Raw genomic sequence first — 16,891 nt, forward strand, 5'->3', positions numbered from 1 at the left:
CGAACAGAGCACGTGACGAACCGCACCACCCCCGCTGACCTGCGGTTTCCCTGACCCGGCGAGTTGGCCCGGCCCCCGCTGTCGGTGCCCGCCGTTAGCCTCTTCGACGTGCCCGCCCGTATCACCGACCCGGAACAGCTCAAGGAGCTGCTGGGGATCCCGTTCACCCCGGAGCAGACGGCCTGCATCATCGCGCCGCCCGCCCCGCAGGTGATCGTGGCCGGCGCCGGGTCCGGCAAGACGACCGTGATGGCGGCCCGCGTGGTCTGGCTGGTGGGCACCGGTCAGGTCGCCCCCGAACAGGTGCTCGGCCTCACCTTCACCAACAAGGCCGCCGGCGAGCTGGCCGAACGCGTCCGCAAGGCGCTGATCAGGGCCGGCGTCACCGACCCCGACGTCATCGACCCGGACGACCCGCCGGGCGAGCCGGTGATCTCCACCTACCACGCCTTCGCCGGGCGGCTGCTGACCGACCACGGTCTGCGCATCGGACTCGAACCGAGCACCCGGCTGCTGGCCGACGCCACCCGCTACCAGCTCGCCGCGCGCGTGCTGCGCGAGGCCCCCGGCCCCTATCCGGCGCTGACCCGCTCCTTCCCGGACCTGGTCAGCGACCTCCTCGCGCTCGACGCCGAACTCGCCGAACACCTCGTACGGCCCGAGGACCTGCGCGCCTGGGACGCCGGGCTGCTGGACGAGCTGGCGACCGCCAAGCTGTCCAACGCCGATCTGCGCAAGGTCCCCGAGACGGCCGCCGCCCGCCGCGAACTGGCCGGGCTGGTGCTGCGCTACCGGGCCGCCAAACGGGAACGCGACCTGCTCGACTTCGGCGACCAGATCGCCCTGGCCGCGCGGCTCGCCCAGCTCCCCGAGGTCGGCCGGCTGCTGCGCGAGGAGTTCCGGGTCGTCCTGCTCGACGAGTACCAGGACACCTCGGTCGCCCAGCGCATCCTGCTGGCGGGCCTCTTCGGCGGCGGCACCGGGCACCCCGTGACCGCCGTCGGCGACCCCTGCCAGGCGATCTACGGCTGGCGCGGCGCCTCCGTCGCCAACCTGGACGACTTCCCCGACCACTTCGCGCACGCCGACGGCCGCCCCGCCGCCCGGCAGGCGCTCAGCGAGAACCGCCGCAGCGGCGGCCGCCTCCTCGACCTCGCCAACGGCCTGGCCGCACCGCTGCGCGCCATGCACGCGGGCGTGGCGGCCCTGCGCCCCGCCCCCGGCGCCGAACGCGACGGCCTGGTGCGCTGCGCGCTGCTGCCCACCCACGCCGAGGAGATCGCCTGGCTCGCCGACTCCGTCGCCCATCTGGTGCGCACCGGGAAGGCGCCCGGCGAGATCGCCGTCCTGTGCCGTACGGCGAGCGACTTCGCCGAGATCCAGGGCGCCCTGGTCGCCCGCGACGTGCCCGTCGAGGTGGTCGGCCTGTCCGGGCTGCTGCACCTGCCCGAGGTGGCCGACCTCGTCGCCGTCTGCGAGGTCCTCCAGGACCCGGGCGCCAACGCCTCGCTGGTGCGGCTGCTGACCGGACCGCGCTGGCGGATCGGCGCGCGCGACCTCGCGCTCCTCGGCCGGCGGGCCCGGCTGCTCGTCGCGCACGCGCGCGTGGCCGACGACGACCCGGACCGCCGGCTCGCCGAGGCCGTCGAGGGCGTGGACCCGGCCGAGGTGATCTCGCTCGCCGACGCCCTCGACACGTTCCTGGAGAGCCCGCTGGACGGGCGCGGGGACGACGACGGGCTGCCGTTCTCCCCGGAGGCGCGGGTCCGGTTCGCCCGGCTCGCGGCCGAACTGCGCGAGCTGCGCCGCGCGCTGTCCGACCCGCTGATGGACGTACTGCACCGGGTGCTGGCCGTCACCGGCCTGGAGGTGGAGCTGTCGGCGTCCCCGCACGCCCTGGCCGCCCGCCGCCGCGAGACCCTGTCGAACTTCCTCGACGTCGCCGCCTCCTTCGCCGCCAACGAGCGCGAGGCGTCCCTGCTGGCGTTCCTCGGCTTCCTGCGCACCGCCGCCCAGTACGAGAAGGGCCTCGACAACGCGCTGCCCGGCGGCGAGAACACCGTCAAGGTGCTCACCGCGCACAAGTCCAAGGGCCTGGAGTGGGACGTCGTCGCCGTCCCCGGCCTGGTCACCGGCACCTTCCCCAGCGCCCAGGGCCGCGAGAAGTGGACCGCCCAGGCCAAGGTGCTCCCGCACGCGCTGCGCGGCGACGCCGACACCCTCCCCGACGTCGGCGCCTGGGACGCCAAGGGCATGAAGGCCTTCCACGAGGCCATGAAGGACCATCAGCACACCGAGGAACTGCGCCTCGGCTACGTCACCTTCACCCGCCCCCGCTCCCTGCTCCTCGGCTCCGGCCACTGGTGGGGCCCCAGCCAGAAGAAGCCCCGCGGCCCGTCCGACTTCCTCCGGGCGCTGTACGACCACTGCGCCGCCGGGTACGGCGAGATCGAGGCGTGGGCGGACGAACCGGCCGAGGGCGAGGAGAACCCGGCCCTGCACCGGGCCGCAGCCGACCAGGTCTGGCCCCTGCCCCTGGACGAGACCGCGCTGCGCCGCCGCCGCGAGGCCGCCGCGACCGTCCGCGCCCACCTGGACGCCCTCACCGCGCGCGCGGAGGACGCCCCGCAGGCCGCCCTCCCGACGTACGACGACCCGGACTGGCCCCCGCCCCCGGAGGACGACGAGCCGCCCTACGACGAGCCCGCGTACGACGAGCCGCCCTACGCACCCCCGTACGACGAGGACGCCCCCCTCGACGGCGAGGACCCCGGCGACTGGGACGACTGGAGCGGCGACCGCCCCGCGATCCCGCACCAGACGCCGCCCCCGGACGAGTCCGAGCCCCCGGCCGTGGGCCGTCCCGCGCACGACACCGCCCCCGCCCGCCCCGGACCCGAAGCCGCCCCCGCACCCGAGCCCCCGGCCCTTGAGCCCGACCGCCTCGGACCCGACGCCCTCACCCCGGAGGAAGCCCGCACCGTCGCCTCCTGGGACCGCGACCTCGACGCGCTCGCCGGGGAGCTGCGCCGCGCCCGGCAGAGCGTCACCGACGTCCCCCTGCCGACCACCCTGACCGCGTCCCAGCTGCTGCGCCTGGCCGCCGACCCGGAGGCCTTCGCGCGGGAGCTGGCGCGCCCCATGCCGAGCCCCCCGCAGCCCGCAGCCCGCCGCGGCACCCGCTTCCACGCCTGGGTCGAGACCCGTTTCGAGGCGCTCACCCTGCCCATGCTGGAACCCGAGGAGCTGCCCGGCGCCGACGCCGAGATCGCCGACGAACGCGACCTCGAAGCGCTCAAGGAGGCGTTCGAACGCACCGAGTACGCGCACCGCACGCCCCTGCGCGTCGAGGCCCCGTTCCAGCTCGCGATCGCCGGCCGGGTCGTCCGGGGCCGGATCGACGCCGTCTACCGGGAGGGCGACGGCGAGGAGGCGACGTACGAGATCGTCGACTGGAAGACGAACCGCTCGCGCACCGCCGACCCGCTCCAGCTCGCGGTGTACCGGCTGGCCTGGGCCGAGCAGCAGGGCGTCCCGCCGGAGCGGGTCACGGCCGCGTTCGTGTACGTGCGCACCGGCGAGGTGGTGCGCCCGCAGGGACTGCCGGACCGCGCCGCGCTGGAGCGGCTGCTGCTGGGGGAGCCGGCCGGGGAGGGGCAGTGTGACGAACCGCCCGAACCGGATGGCACCGAGTGCCGCTAGGCTCGTGAGCATGAGCCAGACCCCGGACAGCGCCGTCCGCACGTACATCGAGCAGCACCGCAGCGCCTTCCTCGACGACCTCGCCGAGTGGCTGCGCATCCCCTCCGTGTCGGCCCAGCCCGACCACGCGCCCGACGTACGGCGCAGCGCCGACTGGCTCGCCGCCAAGCTCCTGGAGACCGGCTTCACCACCGCCGAGGTCTGGCCCACCGACGGCGCCCCGGCCGTCTTCGCCGAGTGGCCGTCCGACGACCCGGACGCCCCCACCGTCCTCGTCTACGGCCACCACGACGTGCAGCCGGCCGCCCGCGAGGACGGCTGGCACAGCGAGCCCTTCGAGCCCGAGATCCGCGACGGCCGCCTCTACGCGCGCGGGGCGGCCGACGACAAGGGCCAGGTGCTGTTCCACACCCTCGGCGTCCGCGCCCACCTCGCCGCCACCGGGCGCACCGCCCCGGCCGTCCACCTCAAGCTGCTGATCGAGGGCGAGGAGGAGTCCGGCTCCCCGCACTTCCGGGCCCTGGTGGAGAGCCGCGCCGACCGTCTGGCCGCCGACGCCGTGGTCGTCTCCGACACCGGCATGTGGTCCGAGGACACCCCGACGGTGTGCACCGGGATGCGCGGCCTCGCCGAGTGCGAGATCCACTTCCGGGGCCCCGACCAGGACATCCACTCCGGCTCCTTCGGCGGCGCCGTGCCCAACCCGGCCACCGCCGCCGCCCGCCTGGTCGCCGCCCTGCACGACGAGCACGCGCGCGTGGCGGTCCCCGGCTTCTACGACGGCGTCGTGGAGCTGACCGACCGCGAGCGCGCGCTCTTCGCCGAACTGCCCTTCGACGAGGAGCGCTGGCTGCGCACCGCCAAGTCCCACGCCACCTCCGGCGAGGCCGGCTACACCACCCTGGAACGCGTCTGGGCCCGCCCCACCGCCGAGGTCAACGGCATCGGCGGCGGCTACCAGGGCGCCGGCAGCAAGACGATCATCCCCGCCTCGGCGATGGTCAAGCTGACCTTCCGGCTGGTCGCCGGCCAGGACCCCGACCGGATCGAGAAGGCCGTCCGCGCCTGGGTGGACGAGCAGGTGCCCGACGGCATCCGGCACGAGACGGTGTTCGGCGGCGCCACGCGCCCGTGCCTGACCCCGCTGGACCACCCGGCCCTCCAGTCCGTCGTCCGCGCCATGGGCCGCGCCTTCGGCGTGCCGGTCCGCTTCACCCGCGAGGGCGGCTCCGGTCCGGCCGCCGACCTCCAGGAGGTGCTCGGCGTGCCCGTCCTCTTCCTGGGCATCTCCGTCCCCTCCGACGGCTGGCACGCCCCGAACGAGAAGGTCGAGCTGGACCTGCTGTTCAAGGGCGTCGAGACCAGCGCGTACCTGTGGGGCGACCTCGCCGAGCACTGGCGCGAGGCGCCCTGAGACAGCGGCCGCCGTACGGGGCGCCGTCCCGCGCGGAGCACACTGAAGGAGCCGCCGCGCCCCGCGCGGGCCCCCGGACCCGTCCGCCTCCCGTCCCACGTCCCGCCGAACCGCCGCCGAACACCACCGTTGCCGCACTGGGGGAGTTGGAAGCACCCGTGACCACCTGGACCGACCACACCACCGACCGCCCCGTCTCGCTCACCGCGCCCAGCGGCGTCGACCGGGCCGCCCACCACCGGCTCGACGAGGCCTGGCTCGCCGCGGCCTGGAGCCACCCCTCGACGCGCTGCTTCGTGGTCTCCGGCGGCCAGGTGCTCATCGACGAGACGGCCGACGGCCGCACCGAACTCGTCATGACGCCCTCCTTCGAGGCCCCGCTCACCGAGGCGCACCGCTACTTCCTCGGCACGGACGCGGACGGCGTCAGCTACTTCGCGCTGCAGAAGGACTCGCTGCCCGGCCGTATGGACCAGTCCGCCCGCGCGGCCGGACTGCGCGAGGCGGGGCTGCTGCTGTCGCCGCGCGACGCGGGCCTGATGGTGCACGCGGTGGCCCTGGAGAACTGGCAGCGGCTGCACCGCTTCTGCTCCCGCTGCGGCGAGCGGACCGTGATCGCCGCCGCCGGCCACATCCGGCGCTGCCCGGCGTGCGGCGCCGAGCACTACCCGCGCACCGACCCCGCGGTGATCATGGCGGTCACCGACGACGAGGACCGCATCCTCCTCGGCCGCCAGGTGCACTGGCCCGAGGGCCGTTTTTCCACGCTCGCCGGTTTCGTCGAGCCCGGCGAGTCCATCGAGCAGTCCGTGCGCCGCGAGGTGCAGGAGGAGGTCGGCATCGCGGTCGGCCGGGTGGAGTACGTGGCCAGCCAGCCCTGGCCGTTCCCGTCCAGCCTGATGCTCGGCTTCATGGCGCACGCCACCTCGACGGAGATCGACGTCGACGGCGACGAGATCCACGAGGCCCGCTGGTTCTCCCGCGAGGAACTGCGGGCGGCCTTCGAGTCCGGCGAGGTCCTGCCGCCCTACGGCATCTCCATCGCGGCCCGGCTGATCGAACTGTGGTACGGCAAGCCCCTGCCGACCAGGAGCTTCGTCTGAGCCTCCCGGACGACGCCTCCGGACGACGCCTCCGGACGACGCGGAACACACGAAGGCGGCTCCCGATGACCTCGGGGGCCGCCTTCGCATACGGCGCGGGGCCGCTCGGCCTCAGACGCCGATCTTCTGCTTGACCTGCGCCAGCGACGGGTTCGTCAGCGTGGAGCCGTCCTCGAAGAGCACGGTGGGAACCGTCTGGTTGCCGCCGTTCGCCTTCTCGACGAAGGCGGCGGACTCCGGGTCCTGCTCGATGTTGATCTCGGTGTACGCGATGCCTTCGCGGTCCATCTGGCTCTTCAGCCGGCGGCAGTAGCCGCACCACGTCGTGCTGTACATCGTCACGGTGCCCGGCATGTCTCTCGTGCTCCTTCGGCGGGTCGGGGACGTTCTGGTCGCAGTGAGGCAACGTACGGCATCGGTCCGTCATTCCCTCGGGGGGTATGGGGGGTGATACCTGTCGCATTAGTACGACCGCAAGGCCCTGCCTGTGGACAACCGCCCCGGCCGTCTCACCGGACCTGGCAGCATGGCTGTGTGACAGCAGCAACGCACTCCTCCCTCTTCCCGCAGGTACCGGACTCCGCCGACGCCGTGCTGGACGGGCTCGACCCCGAGCAGCGCGAGGTGGCCACCGCGCTGCACGGACCGGTGTGCGTGCTGGCGGGAGCCGGCACCGGCAAGACCCGCGCCATCACCCACCGCATCGCCTACGGGGTGCGGGCCGGCATCCTCCAGCCCTCCAGCGTGCTCGCCGTCACCTTCACCAACCGCGCCGCCGGCGAGATGCGCGGCCGGCTGCGCCAGCTCGGCGCGCAGGGCGTGCAGGCCCGCACCTTCCACTCGGCGGCCCTGCGCCAGCTCCAGTACTTCTGGCCGAAAGCGATCGGCGGCGGCATGCCCCGGCTGATCGACCGGAAGGTCCAGTTCGTCGCGGACGCGGCCGCCGCCTGCCGCATCCGGCTGGACCGGGGCGAGCTGCGGGACGTCACCGCGGAGATCGAATGGGCCAAGGTCACCCAGACCGTCCCCGCCGACTACGTCCTCGCAGCCGCGAAGGCCGGCCGCGCAGCACCGCGCGACACGGCCGAGATCGCGCAGCTCTACTCCGTCTACGAGGACCTGAAGCGGGACCGCGCGGTCATCGACTTCGAGGACGTGCTGCTGCTGACCGTCGGCATCCTCCAGGACCGGCGCGACATCGCCGAACAGGTCCGCGCCCAGTACCAGCACTTCGTGGTGGACGAGTACCAGGACGTCAGCCCGCTCCAGCAGCGGTTGCTGGAGCTGTGGCTGGGGGACCGGGACGACCTGTGCGTCGTCGGGGACGCCAGCCAGACGATCTACTCGTTCACAGGAGCAACCCCCGACCATCTGCTCGACTTCCGCGTCCGCCACCCCGGCGCCACCGTCGTCAAGCTGGTGCGCGACTACCGCTCCACCCCGCAGGTCGTCCACCTCGCCAACGGACTGCTCGCCCAGGCCCGCGGCCGCGCCGCCGACCACCGGCTGGAACTGGTCTCCCAGCGCCCCGCGGGACCCGAACCCGAATACACCGAGTACACCGACGAACCGGCCGAGGCCGAGGGCGCCGCCCGCCGCATCCAGGACCTGCTCGCCGCCGGGGTCCCGGCGAGCGAGATCGCGATCCTGTTCCGCACCAACGGCCAGTCCGAGACCTACGAGCAGGCCCTCGCGGACGCCGGCATCCCCTACCAGCTGCGCGGCGCCGAGCGCTTCTTCGACCGGCCCGAGGTGCGCAAGGCGGGCGTCGCCCTGCGCGGCGCGGCCCGGTTCGGCGGCAACGACCATCTGCTGGACGACGCCGTCGACCTGCCCTCGCAGGTGCGCGCCGTGCTCTCCGGCGAGGGCTGGACGCCGCAGCCCCCGGCGGGCTCCGGCGCCGTCCGGGAGCGCTGGGAGTCGCTGGCCGCCCTGGTGAACCTCGCCCAGGACTTCGCCGCCGCCCGGCCCCGCGCCACCCTCGCCGACCTGGTGGCCGAACTGGACGAACGGGCGAGCTCCCAGCACGCCCCCACCGTCCAGGGCGTCACCCTCGCCTCCCTGCACTCCGCCAAGGGCCTGGAGTGGGACGCCGTCTTCCTGGTCGGCGTCGCCGAGGGCATGATGCCGATCGCCTACGCCCGCACCGACGAGCAGATCGAGGAGGAACGCCGCCTCCTGTACGTCGGCGTCACCCGCGCCCGCGAGCGCCTGCACGTCTCCTGGTCGCTGGCCCGCTCGCCCGGCGGCCGCCCCAACCGCCGCCCCAGCCGCTTCCTCGACGGACTGCGCCCCGGCTCCGCCGCCAGGGCCGGGCGGGCGGCCCCGGCGGGCTCCGGCGGCGTCGAGCGGGGGTTCGGCACGTCCGGCGCGTCCGCCGGGCGCACCGGTTCCGTGGCGCCCGTGCAGCGGCGGATGCAGCGCACCCCGGCCCGGTGCCGGGTGTGCGGGCGGACCCTCACCGACGCCGGCGAGATGAAGCTGATGCGCTGCGACGACTGCCCCTCCGACATGGACGAGGGCCTGTACGAGCGGCTGCGCGAGTGGCGGCAGGAGCAGGCGCGGCGCAGCGGGCAGCCCGCCTTCTGCGTCTTCACCGACAGGACGCTGATGGCCATCGCGGAGGCCGCTCCCGACGACGAGCGCGAGCTGGCCCGCATCCCCGGCGTCGGCATGCGCAAGCTGCGCCGCCACGGGGCGGATGTTCTCGCCATCTGCGCAGGCCAGGAGCCCGCGGGCGAGGAGATCGGGGACTGATGCCAACTCGTCGAAAAAATAGTTTGCGCATGCCCCGGCAATCCCCATAGGTTCTTGCCCACGGGAACAGCGGCCTTCCTGAGGCCCTGATTTCGTGCTCTACTTGCATATCCATGCGGACCCGGCATCGCCCGGTCCCCCTAGACGCCGAGAGGAGGCGATTCCAGTGATCAGCATCAGCAGCAGCAGCTTCGTCAACACCGCCAAACTGACCGATCGCTCGGTCGTCTCCCTGTGCATGCTCGGCGTCTCGGACCAGGGCACCGGTCTGTCCGGCATTTCCGCCGCGCGGCCGGAGTCCTCCCTGTCCGTCGCGGGCCTTGTCGTCCGCGAGGGCAATGAGCGACCGACCAAGGCACTGGAAGCAGTAGCGGCACAGGCGCCCGCCTATGCCTTTACGGCCCCCGGTGCCGGTGACCGGAAGCAGACGACGCAGCACCACCTGATGTGGGCCTTCCGTGGGCCAGAACCCTGGAGTGATCCAGCCTGATCGCCGATCAGGCCGGCGCCTTCAGGGCCGCGGAACCCCATCCGGGATCCGCGGCCCTTCTGTTTTCCCCGAACGGGGAGGACGGAGCGAAGGGGCCTCGGGACAAGAAAAGACCCGGTACCCAGCCGACACCCGGCCCACCGGCCGGACCGACCAGACGAGGAAGACGACCCGTGCAACTCGAAGCGCACGTCCCGTCCGTACCGCCTTCCGACACGATCCCCAAGCCCGGTCTCACGGAGGACCCGACCTTGATCCCCCTCACCGCGCTCACCGCGCTCGACGACGCCATCGAGAACCTCGGCGTGCCCGTCCCCTGCCGCTCCTACGACCCGGAGGTCTTCTTCGCCGAGTCGCCCGCGGACGTGGAGTACGCCAAGTCCCTGTGCCGCACCTGCCCGCTGATCGAGGCCTGCCTCGCCGGCGCCAAGGAGCGGCGCGAGCCCTGGGGCGTCTGGGGCGGAGAGCTGTTCGTGCAGGGCGTCGTCGTCGCCCGCAAGCGGCCGCGTGGCCGCCCGCGCAAGAACCCGGTCACAGCATGAACATCACCGGAACGATCGACCGCCCCCTCACGCGAGACCCCCAGAAGCAGGCCCCGATGAAGCCGTCCACCAGCGAGCCCGCCGGCTCCGCGACCGAAGACGTCACCACCACCGGCGCGAACGACTCGCGTCAGAACAGGACCCGAGAGATGCAACTCATCCCCGAAGCCATGGCACGTGCGCATATGCACGACCGACTGCGGGAGGTGGACGCGGAACGCCACGCCGTGCGCCTGGTGACCGCCCGCCGGATGCAGCGCCGCGCGGAGCGCGCCTCGCGCCTCGCCCGCCGCGCGCTCGCCATGGCGGTCATGCACTGATCCACCCGCTCACCGCGCTGATCGTCCGGTGAGCGCCTCCCGCAGGAGGCGAACCCGTCGCGGGGGCCGGTCCGGCCGAACGGACCGGCCCCCGCGGTGCGTTGCGCCGCCGTGACGGTACGGCGGCGGTATCGTCGCGGCGTGACGAGTCTTTCCGAAGACCACTCCGACCAAGAGGCGCCCGCCCCCGCGGCCCGCGCCCACGAGAAGCCCGACCGCCACGGACCCGGCCCCGAAGACCACGGCCACGAGGCCACCAGCCGTGAGGCCACCGGCCGTGAAGACGCCGACCAGGAAGCCCCCGGCCACGACGGTGCCGCCCCGCCGCCTCCGGTCGTCACGTGCGCCCGGTGCGGTGCCCCGGCCGACGGGCCGCCGCCGACCTGGACCTGCTCCGTGGAGAACGGCGTCCGCCGCTACTTCTGCGACGCCTGCTCCCGCGAGCACCTCCGCGCGATCGAGGGCCGCCTCGACTCCGCCTGGTGGTGAGCACTGCCCGCTGCCTGGTGGTGAGCACTGCCCGCTGCCTGGTGGTGAGCACTGCCCGCTGCCCGGCGGTGAGCGCTCCCGCCCGGCGCGGCCCCCTCACGCCTCCACGGCGGTCTCCGCGTCCTCCAGGTCCTCCTCCGGCTCGGCGACGAAGCCCGGCAGCCACTCCTGGAGCTCCTCCCTGAGCCGCACGGTCGCCCCGAGCTGGCACAGCACGCCGATGGTGCTCAGCGTCACCCGGTGGATCAGCAGATACGCCGGCGGCAGGTTGAGCCGCTTGCCCAGCTGGTAGGCGGGGGAGCGCGGGTCGGCGATCCGGGCCGCCTGGCTGCGCATCCAGCCCCGGGTGAACGTGAACTCCTCCGCCTGCGCCGGCTCGATGATCGGCAGCAGATAGTCGAGGACCGCCTCCGGGTCCAGCTCGATCGACTCCTTGACGAAGCCCTCCGCGCACAGCATGTCGTAGACCGCGTCGGCCTCGCCGTCCAGCGTCATCCGCAGGGACTCGCCGATCGGCGCCGGCAGTCCGCCCGGGAGCCGGTCGACGGTGCCGAAGTCCAGCACGCCCAGCCGCCAGTCCTCCGCGCCGTCCGGGCCGCCGGGCAGCAGCCGGAAGTTGCCCGGATGCGGGTCGGCGTGCAGCAGACCGGTACGGGCAGGGCCGGAGAAGAGGAACCGGGCGAGGAGCTGGCCGGCCCGGTCGCGCTGCTCCTGGGTGCCGTCCGCGATCACCTCCGACAGCGGCACGCCGTCGATCCACTCGGTGACCAGGACCTGCTCGCGCTGGTGCACCACCGCCGGGACGACGACGTCCGGATCGTCCTCGAACTCCACGGCGTGCGCCTGCTGCGCCTCGGCCTCCAGCCCGTAGTCCAGCTCCTCGGAGACCCGGTCCCGCAGCTCGGTGATCAGCGGTTTGATGTCCATGCCGGGGATCAGCGGGCCGAGCAGACGGGCGAACCGGCTCAGCTGGCCCAGGTCCGACAGCAGGGCCTCGCCGGCGCCGGGGTACTGCACCTTGACCGCCACCTCGCGGCCGTCGTGCCACACCGCCCGGTGCACCTGGCCGATGGAGGCCGCCGCGGACGGCTTGTCCTCGAACTCCACGAACAGCTCGCGCCAGTCCTCGCCGAGCCGCTCCGCCAGCACGGCGTGCACGGTGCGCGTCGGCATCGGCGGCGCGGCCTCCTGGAGCTTGGTCAGGGCCGCCCGGTAGGGGCCGGCGACCTCCTCGGGCAGCGCCGACTCGAACACGGACAGGGCCTGCCCGAACTTCATGGCCCCGCCCTTCAGCTCGCCGAGGACCTTGAAGAGCTGGTCGGCGGTGCGCTGCTGCAGCTCCCGGCCGACGATCTCCGCCGACTCGCCGACGATCCTCTTGCCGAGTCCCCAGGTCGCTCTCCCGGCGAAGCCGAGCGGGAGCGCGGCGAGCTTGGCGGTCCGGGTGACCGCCTTGCGGGGAAGATCAGACATGCGCCCTCCAAGTCCCAGCCGGCCGCGCCGCCTCCGCCTGACGGCAGGGCGTCGGTGACGGCCGTTGCCCCGCCATTGTCGCGCGTGGCTCGCCCTCTTTTGAGGTGTCTTCCGCCACGGTCTCGCGCGCCGCGCCGCACGGGCAGTCCGGATGCGGCCAGATCGGCCGCCCGTGCCAGTTCAGCCCGGGTGCGCTCACCTCCCAGCGGACGCCCGCGCCGGAGGGCGGCTGCCCGTCCAGGAAGGCCAGCGCGTGCGCCGCGGCCAGCCCGGCGACCGTCGTGGACAGCGCCAGGTCGCAGGGGCGCACGGGACGGGCTCTGCCCGAGCGCCACTGGGCGACCAGCCGCGGCCAGGTGGCGTCCCGGTCCGTGCGGCCGAGGTGCAGGCACTCGGCGCAGCCCGTCTGCCCGGGCAGGACGAGCGGGCCCACCACCCCGGTGGCCTCGACCACTCCGGCGTACAGGTGGGGCGTTCCCGAGGCGATCAGCGAGGCCGCGGCGGACGGGTCGGGCGCGTGCACGCCGAGGTCGTCGCGCGGGGCGAGGATCACCAGGCAGTGGCCGGGCTCGTCCGGCTCGAACGGGGTGCGGCGGCCGCGGCGGGCCCCGCGGTCCGGGGCCGCGCGGCGCACGGCCCGGCGCGCCGCCTCGGCCCGGCGTTCGCCGACGGCCTCGGCGGGCAGCCCGCCCGGGGCGACGTCCCACGGTTCGACGCGGCCGCCGTCGAGCACGTCCACCTCGCCGATCCCCGCCCCGGACAGCAGGGCGGCCAGCACCGCCCCCACCCGGCCGGCGCCGCGCACCTGCACGCGCAGATCGCGCCGGGCGGCCAGCCGGTCGATCGCCTCGCCCGGTCCGCGGGCCACCAGGGAGAGCGCGGCGAGGTCGGGCCGCAGGCGGTCCATGACCTCCGTGTCCCGCCGCAGCGCCCCGGCCGCGGCCCCGCCGCCCCGGGCGTCGTCCAGCAGGCCCGCGCCGGCCAGCCGTCGTACGAGGCGGTCCACATGGCCGTCCGGCAGGTCCATGCGGCGCCCCTCCTCCCGCAGCAGCGGCAGGCCCCGGGTGCCGTTGAGCAGCTCCAGGAAGCCGCCCGTAGCCGTGTCGACCGGGCCGAGCGTCAGTGCGTGCGCCGGGGTCATCCCGAACTGCACGGTGTCGAGGTCCCGCCAGCCGCGCCGCAGCGCGGGCTTCACCATCGGATGCATTTGAGCCCCCGTAGCCCGAAAGGAGAAGGACAAGAGACAAGTCAGGAACATCACATGTGCCGGGGAAGCGGTCATTGTTCCGCCGACGGGAGTCAGCATGCCCGGTCCGGGACATCGGTGCGGAAAGTTGTCCACAGGCAGGGGGTATTCGTCGTACGAATCAGACGGTCGGTGGGGGATCGGTGCGGAACCGTCCTCGACCCGGGACTTCCCCCGCGTTCACCCGGTACGGTCGGGGCGTGTCCGCCGACCCGTTGCACCGCGCCAAAGCGCCCCAGCGCAGCAAGACGAGCCCGCCGCCGAGCGGCTCGGCGGCGAGCGCGATCGAGGTGCGCAGGAGCGACCGCCGCCGCAGGACGGTCTCCGCGTACCGCGAGGGCGATCGAACGATCGTGCTGATCCCCGCCCGGATGTCCGAGGCGGAGGAACGGCGCTGGGTGAACGTCATGCTCGACAAGCTGGCCGCCCAGGAGAGCCGCCGCTCCCTCGGCGACGGCGAGCTGGCCGAGCGCGCCGAGCGGCTGTCGGCCCAGTACTTCGAAGGCCGCGCGCGCCCGGCCTCGGTGCGCTGGGTCACCAACCAGAACACGCGCTGGGGCTCGTGCACACCGGCGGAGGGCAGCATCCGGCTCTCGCACCGCCTCAAGGGCATGCCCGAGTACGTCGTCGACTACGTCCTCCTGCACGAGCTGGCCCACCTGCTCGTCCCCGGCCACGGCCCCCGCTTCTGGCGGCTGCTGGAGGCGTACCCGCGCACCGAACGGGCCCGCGGCTATCTCGAAGGGGTGGCGGCGGCGGGCCGGCTGCCGCACCTGCCGGACCCGGGCGAGGACTGACCGCCCGCGCGGGCCACGGCCGGGCGGGGATTGTGTACCGGGTCTGTACCGACCCGGCCCGGTGTCGGAGTTTGCCGTTAGCCTGGCGCAACGCACTCGCACACTCGGGATGGGGGACGGTCCTCAGGCATGCCCAGGGAATTCCAACGCGGCCACAAGGCCAGGATCAGCGACCTGACCGCGGGCACGGATCTGTACGTCGGCGTGCAGATCTCCGCCCCGGGACTGACCTTCGACATCAGCTGCTTCGGCCTCGACGCCGACGAGCGGCTCTCGGACGACCGGTACTTCGTCTTCTTCAACCAGCCGAAGTCCCCCGAGGAGTCCATCCAGCTCCTCGGCGCGCAGGCCGGCGACACGGAGTCCTTCAGGGTCACGCTCGACCGCATCCCGCCGCAGATCCACAAGCTGTCCTTCACGGCGACGATCGACGGCGCCGGGCAGATGTCCCAGGTCGGCCCCGGCTACCTGCGCATCGTGGCGGGCGGCGAGGAGGTGGCCCGCTACGCGTTCGACGGGTCGGAGTTCTCCACCGAACGCGCCGTGATGCTGGGCGACATCTACCTCAAGGACGTCTGGCGGTTCGCCGCGGTCGGACAGGGGTTCGACGGCGGACTGGAGGCGCTGCTGAAGAACTTCGGCGGCGAGGTGCTGGAAGAGGAGGCGCCCGCCCCGGCGCAGGCCCCGCAGCAGCCGCAGCAGCCGCAGACCGGCGGCGCCCCGGGTTTCGCCCCGCCCATCCAGGCCGCCGCCCCGCCCGCGTTCGGCGTGCCGTCCGCGCCCGCGGCCCCCACCGCGCCCGTGCCGCCGCAGGCGCCCACCCCGCCGCCCGCTCCCGTGCCGCAGCCCGCCGCGCAGGGCTTCGCGCCGCCCCCGGGCGTCACCCCACCGCCGCCGCCCGCGCCGCAGCCGCCCTCCGTGCACGCCGCGCCGACCATCGTCGCGCCCCTGACCCCGCCCCCCGGCGGCACCGTCCCGCCGCCCCCGCCGGCCCCCGCGCCCTACGGGCACCCCGGCCAGCAGCCGCCGTACGGCCATCAGCCGCCCGGCCCCGCCGCGCCCCCGCCGCCCGGCTACGGCCAGCCGACGCCCCCGCCGGGCTACGGCCAGCCCACACCGCCGCCCGGCTACGGACAGCCGCCGTACGGCCAGGTCCCCGGTCAGGCCGCGCCCTACGGCGCCCCGCAGACCGCCGCCCCGCAGGGCACGGGTGTGGCCGCCGCGCTGGACAAGTTCAAGGAGACGCCGACCGGCCAGCGCTGGACCCCGCAGAACGGCAAGCTGATCCGCGCGGACCTCGGCATCGGCGGCCAGCCCGTCCTGGCCCGCCAGGGCAGCATGGTGCTCTACCAGGGCAAGGTCGACTTCAGCTACAAGGGCGCGGGCTTCGCCGGCCGCATCGTCGGCAACGCCACCGGTCAGGAGATGCAGCTGATGCGCTGCACCGGCCAGGGCCAGGTGTTCTTCGCCGAGGAGTCCACCCATCTGCACCCGGTCGAACTCCAGGGCGACGCGATCTGCGTCTCCGCCGAGAACGTCCTCGCCTTCGACGAGAGCCTGCAGTACGAGGTCCGCCGTATCGAGGGGCACGGCATTCCCGGCGGCGCCCTGTTCACCATGCAGTTCCAGGGCACCGGCACGATCGTCGTCAAGACCCACGGCACACCCGTCGTGCTGCCGGTGACCCCGACGACGTTCGTCGACTCCAACGCCGTCGTCGCCTGGTCCGCCGCCGCCCAGGTGATCGTCTCCAGCCAGGTGCGCATGCGCCGCAACGCTTACCCCGGGCACACCGGAGAGGGCGTCAACCTGCAGTTCCGGGCCGCGCCCGGCAACTTCGTCGTGGTCCAGCCGTACGAGGTCTGAGGGAGCCCGTCATGAACCAGCCGCTCGCGGGCTACGCCCCCGCACCCGTCACCGCCCGCATGGAGAACCACGGCAGCCACATGCTGAAGGTCGCCATGCAGACCGGCAACGACCTCTTCGCGCGCGTGGGGTCGATGGTCGCCTACGAAGGCTTCATCCAGTACGAGCCCAACCCGCCGGCCGTGCGCCAGATCGCCCGCGACTGGATCACCGGCGAGGGCGCCCCGCTGATGAAGTGCGCCGGCGACGGCCTGCTCTACCTCGCCGACTACGGCGCCGACGTCGTCGTGATCAACCTCGGCGGCGACGCCATCTCGGTGAACGCCACCAACCTGCTGGCCTTCGACGCGAGCCTCCAGTGGGGCGTCGAGCGGGTCAAGGGACTGGCCAAGTTCGCCGGCCAGGGCCTGTGGAACACGAAGATCTCCGGGCAGGGCTGGGTCGCCCTCACCTCCCGGGGCAAGCCGATCGTCGTCGACTGCGGCGGCGGCGAGAACGAGACCTACGTCGACCCGGACGCCCTCGTCGCCTGGTCGCCGAACCTGAAGGTCAAGGGCAAGCGCAGCTTCAAGGCGCAGTCCCTGATCGGCCGGGGCAGCGGCGAGGCCTACCAGATGGCCTTCTCCGGCACCGGCATCGTCGTCGTGCAGCCCAGCGAGGACAGCACCGACCGCCTGCGGGTCCGGGGCTGA

General features: G+C 73.9%; 14 protein-coding genes. 11 read left to right on the forward strand and 3 right to left on the reverse strand.

All coding sequences use genetic code 11. The annotated features are described in order from the left end of the window. Positions 1-108: 108 nt before the first annotated feature. The 3 genes from K7787_RS04960 to nudC all read left to right on the forward strand — a co-directional run bounded on the left by K7787_RS04960 (position 109) and on the right by nudC (position 6,219). Entirely contained in the window at positions 109-3,702 is a 3,594-nt protein-coding gene (locus K7787_RS04960; RefSeq protein ID WP_223000604.1) for an ATP-dependent helicase, read from the forward strand. 10 nt (positions 3,703-3,712) lie between these two features. Beyond that, entirely contained in the window at positions 3,713-5,116 is a 1,404-nt protein-coding gene (locus K7787_RS04965) for a dipeptidase (RefSeq protein WP_164388858.1), read from the forward strand. A gap of 158 nt (positions 5,117-5,274) precedes the next feature. After that, positions 5,275-6,219 carry an NAD(+) diphosphatase gene (gene nudC / locus K7787_RS04970; protein ID WP_043261270.1) on the forward strand — a complete coding sequence of 315 codons (945 nt, stop codon included), beginning with the start codon at positions 5,275-5,277 and terminating at the stop codon, positions 6,217-6,219. Between the two features lie 111 nt (positions 6,220-6,330). On the opposite strand, the gene K7787_RS04975 is transcribed toward nudC, so the two are convergent. After that, positions 6,331-6,573 carry a mycoredoxin gene (locus K7787_RS04975; protein ID WP_009190512.1) on the reverse strand — a complete coding sequence of 81 codons (243 nt, stop codon included), beginning with the start codon at positions 6,571-6,573 and terminating at the stop codon, positions 6,331-6,333. A 180-nt stretch (positions 6,574-6,753) separates the two neighbouring features. Here K7787_RS04975 and K7787_RS04980 point away from each other — a divergent pair, with 180 nt between their 5' ends. The 5 genes from K7787_RS04980 (at position 6,754) to K7787_RS05000 (ending at position 10,817) form a co-directional block, all read left to right on the forward strand. Then, positions 6,754-8,976: an ATP-dependent DNA helicase UvrD2 gene (locus tag K7787_RS04980; RefSeq protein ID WP_223000605.1), complete on the forward strand. Its 2,223-nt coding sequence runs from the start codon at positions 6,754-6,756 to the stop codon at positions 8,974-8,976. 166 nt (positions 8,977-9,142) lie between these two features. Further along, positions 9,143-9,466: a hypothetical protein gene (locus K7787_RS04985; protein WP_009190515.1), complete on the forward strand. Its 324-nt coding sequence runs from the start codon at positions 9,143-9,145 to the stop codon at positions 9,464-9,466. 173 nt (positions 9,467-9,639) lie between these two features. Further along, positions 9,640-10,008: a WhiB family transcriptional regulator gene (locus K7787_RS04990; RefSeq protein WP_009190516.1), complete on the forward strand. Its 369-nt coding sequence runs from the start codon at positions 9,640-9,642 to the stop codon at positions 10,006-10,008. Then, positions 10,005-10,328, forward strand: coding sequence for a putative WhiB-interacting protein (locus K7787_RS04995; RefSeq protein WP_009190517.1), 324 nt, complete (start codon positions 10,005-10,007; stop codon positions 10,326-10,328). The genes K7787_RS04990 and K7787_RS04995 overlap by 4 nt, the downstream gene beginning before the upstream one ends. Positions 10,329-10,469: 141 nt before the next feature. Next, positions 10,470-10,817 carry a hypothetical protein gene (locus K7787_RS05000; RefSeq protein ID WP_223000642.1) on the forward strand — a complete coding sequence of 116 codons (348 nt, stop codon included), beginning with the start codon at positions 10,470-10,472 and terminating at the stop codon, positions 10,815-10,817. Positions 10,818-10,913: 96 nt separating this feature from the next. On the opposite strand, the gene K7787_RS05005 is transcribed toward K7787_RS05000, so the two are convergent. Together K7787_RS05005 and K7787_RS05010 are read right to left on the reverse strand one after the other, a co-directional pair. Beyond that, positions 10,914-12,290, reverse strand: coding sequence for an ABC1 kinase family protein (locus tag K7787_RS05005; RefSeq protein ID WP_223000606.1), 1,377 nt, complete (start codon positions 12,288-12,290; stop codon positions 10,914-10,916). Further along, on the reverse strand, positions 12,283-13,497 hold the full coding sequence (locus K7787_RS05010; RefSeq protein WP_223000607.1) for a TOMM precursor leader peptide-binding protein: 1,215 nt from the start codon (positions 13,495-13,497) through the stop codon (positions 12,283-12,285). The genes K7787_RS05005 and K7787_RS05010 overlap by 8 nt, the downstream gene beginning before the upstream one ends. Positions 13,498-13,736: 239 nt before the next feature. Between K7787_RS05010 and K7787_RS05015 the strand changes: the two genes are divergently transcribed. From K7787_RS05015 to K7787_RS05025, 3 genes are all read left to right on the forward strand, one after another. Beyond that, complete coding sequence (locus K7787_RS05015) at positions 13,737-14,333, forward strand: M48 metallopeptidase family protein (RefSeq protein ID WP_043261274.1); 597 nt, start codon at positions 13,737-13,739, stop codon at positions 14,331-14,333. Positions 14,334-14,462: 129 nt separating this feature from the next. Further along, positions 14,463-16,199, forward strand: coding sequence for a TerD family protein (locus tag K7787_RS05020; protein ID WP_223000608.1), 1,737 nt, complete (start codon positions 14,463-14,465; stop codon positions 16,197-16,199). Positions 16,200-16,210: 11 nt separating this feature from the next. Next, complete coding sequence (locus K7787_RS05025) at positions 16,211-16,891, forward strand: AIM24 family protein (protein WP_164391513.1); 681 nt, start codon at positions 16,211-16,213, stop codon at positions 16,889-16,891.

This window comes from Streptomyces sennicomposti (assembly GCF_019890635.1).
Lineage (GTDB): Bacteria > Actinomycetota > Actinomycetes > Streptomycetales > Streptomycetaceae > Streptomyces > Streptomyces sennicomposti.